5 protein-coding genes are annotated in these 4791 nt (G+C 62.7%); 2 read left to right on the top strand and 3 right to left on the bottom strand.

From position 1 onward, the window contains the following. Window positions 1-511, bottom strand: a 511-nt coding sequence (locus tag ENZ74_RS22220) for a glycosyltransferase (RefSeq protein ID WP_281059718.1), incomplete at its 3' end; no start/stop codon positions are given. 185 nt (window positions 512-696) lie between these two features. Between ENZ74_RS22220 and ENZ74_RS22215 the strand changes: the two genes are divergently transcribed. Both ENZ74_RS22215 and ENZ74_RS22210 read left to right on the top strand, forming a co-directional pair. Continuing rightward, complete coding sequence (locus ENZ74_RS22215; RefSeq protein WP_063169884.1) at window positions 697-2193, top strand: lipopolysaccharide biosynthesis protein; 1497 nt, start codon at window positions 697-699, stop codon at window positions 2191-2193. 52 nt (window positions 2194-2245) lie between these two features. Next, window positions 2246-3268 carry a phosphoribosyltransferase family protein gene (locus tag ENZ74_RS22210; protein WP_013528105.1) on the top strand — a complete coding sequence of 341 codons (1023 nt, stop codon included), beginning with the start codon at window positions 2246-2248 and terminating at the stop codon, window positions 3266-3268. An 18-nt stretch (window positions 3269-3286) separates the two neighbouring features. Here the strand turns inward: ENZ74_RS22210 and ENZ74_RS22205 are convergent, their stop codons facing one another. Together ENZ74_RS22205 and ENZ74_RS22200 are read right to left on the bottom strand one after the other, a co-directional pair. After that, a complete protein-coding gene (locus ENZ74_RS22205; RefSeq protein ID WP_024501831.1) occupies window positions 3287-4366 on the bottom strand; it encodes a glycosyltransferase in 1080 nt (359 codons plus the stop codon). Between the two features lie 74 nt (window positions 4367-4440). After that, the coding region (locus ENZ74_RS22200) for a hypothetical protein (RefSeq protein WP_127312991.1) at window positions 4441-4791 on the bottom strand (351 nt) is incomplete at its 5' end.

The following is a 4791-nucleotide window of genomic DNA, read 5'->3' as shown; positions in this document are numbered from 1 at the left end:
GCTCGATTGGTGCCGCGACCTGGCCGAACGGCTTGAAATAATTGGCGATGAAGGCAGGCGAACTGGTCACCAGCAGCTTCACATCCCTGGCCAGAAATCGTTCGGTGGCACGCAGCGCCTTGCCCAGGACATCGTTGCGCAGCACAAGCCGATGAATGTCGAGGCACTCGTATACGATCGGAACCGATGCACCGAAGGCTGACCTGGCGCGGCGGGCAAGCGCCAGCATTTCCAGGTTGCGCGCGACGATGACATCCGGCTTTGGCATTCCGCCCAGCTTCGAGCCTATCGAAACGGCTGCTTTGGCTACGGCCGCGAGGCGTTGGCCGAATCGCCCGTCACGCGTCCCGCCGAGGTCGATCGGGCGCAGTCCCTCGATATCCGCAATCGGATTCGCGGTGCGACGGAATCCGGCCAAGGTGACCTGGGCCCCACCTGCCCTGAGCATCGTGATCCGCCGGCGCACCGCCGGGTCGGAAACGTCGTGCACTAGGTACAAGACATGCAGCATAAAAACTCGACCGCTGTTGGCCCACCCGAGGGAATGCTAGTACAGGTCTTGCTGCATCGCAACATTTTTGGTGCGGCGGTCCACGTTTTCTGTTGCACTGCAAAATTATTGCCGTAGTTTGTGGTCGGCGGCGGTCGTGGATTTTCGGGCTCGAAAATCCACGTAAAAAATCAGGAATCCTGAATTTGGAAGCCAATGCATTCGATCCGCCAGAAGGCTCCTTGCGCAAATCGGTTGGGCGCGGCGCGGTTGTCACGGCCATGGCGCAATCGGTGCGGGTCGCGACACAGATTCTGTCGGTTATCGTGCTGTCGCGGTTGTTGTCGCCACAGGATTTCGGTGTCGTGGCGATGTGCGCGCCGGTGCTTGCCTTTATCGCACTGTTCCAGGATTTCGGCCTGACCCAGGCAACGATCCAGAAATCAGGCATCCGGCATGAGGAGGTGAACTACCTCTTCTGGATCAATGTCGCCGTCAGCGCGATCCTGGCTTGCGTGCTTGCGGGTGCCGCGCCCCTGGTTGCTGCCTTCTACGGCGAGCCGCGCGTGACAGGTCTGGTGGCTGCGTTCGGGCTGCAGATCATGGCCTATGGGCTTGGCGCCCAGCATCTGGCGCTCTTGACGCGCCGTATGCAGTTCGGCCGGCTGGCCGTCATCGACGTCGCCAGCGCCATCGCCGGGCTTGCCGTGTCGATCGCCTGGACCTTCATCGATCGCTCCTATTGGGCCCTGTTTGCCGGCACGCTGACCGGTGCCGTGCTGCCGACGCTCTGCTACTGGGCGAGTTCGCGCTGGCGTCCGGGCCTGCCGCGCAAGGTCGCCGGCATCGGCGAGCTGATCAATTTCGGCGCCGGCATCACCGGCTTCAACTTCGCCAATTTCTTTGCCCGCAACCTCGACAACGTGCTGATCGGCAAATATTGGGGCGAGGCGCAGCTCGGCCTCTATGACCGCGCCTACAAGCTGCTTCTGTTTCCGCTGAGCCAGATCACCAACCCCTTGTCGAAGGTGATGGTTCCAGCACTTTCCAGGCTGAAGGACGAGCCGGATCGCTACCGCAGCGCCTATCTGCGCGTCATGCCGCTGATCCTGCTGGTGGCGCTTCCCGGTGTCGCCTTCGCCACCGCGATGTCGGATGTGCTGATCCCCTTCGTGCTCGGCGAGCAATGGCGCGCAAGCGCCTCGATTTTCCTGGCGCTCGGCTTTGCCGGGCTGCTGCAGCCGCTCAACAATCCGGCGGGGTGGCTTTTCGTCAGCCAGGGCCGCTCCGGCGATTTCATGCGCTGGGGCATCATAACGGCCGTGACGTCGGTGCTGGCTTTCATGCTCGGCCTGCCCTATGGCGCGCTGGGCGTGGCGATCGCCTATGCGATCAGCGAATATCTGCGGACGCCGTTCCTATGGCTCTATGTCGGCAAGAGCGGACCGCTGCAGGCGCATCATGTGCTGCGCGCGGCAACGCCGTTCGTGCTTGGCGCCCATCTGGCGCTGGCCGCGATCTGGTTCGTCAAGCCACTGCTGCCGCAGCAGCATGTCGTCGCCCTGGCCAGCAGCGCCGTGTTCGCCTACCTCATCACAATCATCATCGCACTGGCATTCGCCTCCGGCCGCGAAGCCTTGCGCGAGGCGCTCAAGATGCTGCCGGCAAGGCTGCCTGCGGCAGCGCCGCGCGAAGCGCAATAATTTGGGCGTCTTCGACTGCTACGGACATCTCCTCCAGGACCAGGTCTGAACCATGCACTACCGATCGATCTCCGATATGAACGACGCCATCGTCAGGGGCCTGCACCGGCTGCCGCGCGACATCGACCTGGTCGTCGGTGTGCCGAGAAGCGGCGTTTTGGCAGCGACGCTGGTCAGCCTTGCGGCGAACATTCCGATGACCGATCTCGACAGCTTCCTGGCTGGGCGAATCTACACATCAGGCGTCACCAAGCGCCGGGCCGCTCTCGACCGCAAGGTTTCCGAGATGCGCAAGGTGCTGGTGATCGACGACAGCGTCGCCGGCGGCAACGCCATGCGCGACGCACGCGCCCGCATCCAGGCTGCGGGCATCGAGGCGGACTTCACCTTTGCCGCCGTGTTCGGCCTTGAGCCCCTGCACCAGGAAACCGACCTCGTCTTCGAGGTCGTGCCGCATCCGCGCATGTTCCAGTGGAACTTCATGCATCACAAATTCCTGGCGCAATGCTGCGTCGACATTGACGGCGTGCTGTGCCTCGACCCGACAGAGGCGGAAAACGACGACGGCCCGGCCTATGAGAAATTCCTCAGCGAAGCGCGGCCGCTCCATGTCGCGACCCACAGGATCGGCTGGCTGGTCACCAGCCGGCTGGAGAAATACCGCGCGCTCACCGAGGCATGGCTCGCCAAGCATGAGATCAAATACGACCAGCTGATCATGCTCGATCTGCCGAGCAAGGCGGAACGGCAACGACTCGGCGCGCATGGCAGTTTCAAGGCCGATTTCTACCGCAAGTCCGATGCCATCCTGTTCATCGAGAGCGAGCACGAACAGGCGCTGAAGATCACCGAACTGTCAGGCAAGCCGGTGCTGTGCGTCGAAACGCATATGGTCAGCTTCCCCGACGCGCTGTCGCTGCCGGCACTTGGCCAGGCGGCCCGCAACCTGCCGGCAAGGCTGCGGCAGATCAAGTCGCAAGAGGGCCGCAAGAGCGCCGCCAAGACCATTGCCCGCGCACTGCTTGGCGCCCGCGGCTACGAGACGCTGAAAAGCCGGGTCAAGCGTCCGGCCTGACCTGCTCAGGCGGCGTCGTCAGGCCGCCTGTCGCGCGCGCTGCTGCATGGCCCTGTCCAGTATCGAGAAGAAGGTGATGAACTGGCGATCGGGATCGAGTTCCGGGCGCCCGGCGAAGCTGCGAGCGAGACTGGAAAGCCGGTCATATTCCTGGTTGTCGTTCCACAGCCGCCTGACGGCCGCGACCCAATCGGCCAGCGGAGCATCGTAATCCAGCACCACGCCACCGGAGCCGACAGCCTCGGGCAGACCGCCGCGCCGCGAACCGATAACGGGGATTCCGCTGCAATGGGCCTCCGAAGCGACGCGGCCCCACGCCTCTTCCCACTTGCTGGGAGCAAGCAGGATCTTCGTGCGGCCATAGACCGTCTTCATGTCGCTGGTGCGGCTCTCCAGGACGACATTGCCCAAGGGAGCGATCGTCTGTTCGATCCGCGCCCGGTGATCGTCGTCGAGCTTCCAGCTTTCGACGAACAGGAATGGAATTTCGCGGCAGGCGCCGGCAATCCGCACCGCGAGCTCAAACCCCTTTTCCTCATAAGGGTTGATCAGCGTGACGAACTGGCCCGTCGTCGGCGTCGAGTAATGCGCCGGGTTGATGGTTGGCGGGATCACCGCTGCCTCGATGCCGAATTCTTTTTTGTAGGTTCGCGCGGTGAAATCCGAATTGGCAATGTAAAGCGCCGAATGCAATTCGCGCAGATCGCCGCCCAGTTCATGGAACTCGACATTGCGGAGATAAACGACCAGAGGCACGCCCTCCGCCTGCAGCGCCTTGCCGATCGGAACCGATTTGTGACACTGGACCACGGCGACATCGGGCTTCAGCCTGTCGACGGCATAACCCGCCGCTTCCCAGGGAAACCAGGCCCGCACCACCGGATAGCCGGGATAGCTGTCGACAACCGCCGGCTGCCGCAACAGCTTCATCTTGGCGCGTGCCTTGAAGCCGAAGACACCGTCACCGAACAGGGCGGCGAGCACAGCCGCTTCATGACCGTGCTCGATCAACTGTTCGGCCAGATGATGCGTGCTCGACTGAACGCCGCCACTGAACTCGGGCGGGTAGCCGTTGCCGCCTGCAAAGAGAACTTTCATGATCGGGCTCCTTGTCGCATCTCGTATTCCTTGCTCGGAGACAACAGGCAAAGGCCGCCGCCTCGCTTTCGACGTCAGGCAAGTTTCGGCGGCTCCAGATTGGCGAAGGGATTGGTACAGGATTGCCAGCCGGTAAACCGGATCGGGTCGTTGGGCGAACTGCGCCAGGCGTAGTCCGTCAGCATATGGAATTCGGCGACGACCCAGCGGTCGAAATGCAGCAGATCTTCCCGCTTCCGCCGGGGCAGCAAGCGACGCGCGGCGCCCAGTTTGAGCTCCTCCACCAGGGTGACGGCATCACTCAGTTTTTCGCTTGGGAAATTCCATGGATTCCTGTCGCGGAACGCCAGCACGAACTGCTGCAGATGCTCGATGCGGATGTTCAACTTGCCAAGATATTTTTCCAACGTGACGCGCACCAGATC

Source organism: Mesorhizobium sp. M7A.F.Ca.CA.002.15.2.1, from assembly GCF_003998715.1.
Lineage (GTDB): Bacteria > Pseudomonadota > Alphaproteobacteria > Rhizobiales > Rhizobiaceae > Mesorhizobium > Mesorhizobium ciceri.
The sequence above is the reverse complement of the archived record's forward strand: the minus strand, read 5'-3'. Positions and strand labels throughout refer to the sequence as shown.

Coding starts and splice junctions, on each gene's coding strand:
- ENZ74_RS22210 (WP_013528105.1), top strand. CDS start 2,246: ATGCACTACCGATCGATCTCCGATATGAACGACGCCATCGTCAGGGGC.
- ENZ74_RS22205 (WP_024501831.1), bottom strand. CDS start 4,366: ATGAAAGTTCTCTTTGCAGGCGGCAACGGCTACCCGCCCGAGTTCAGT.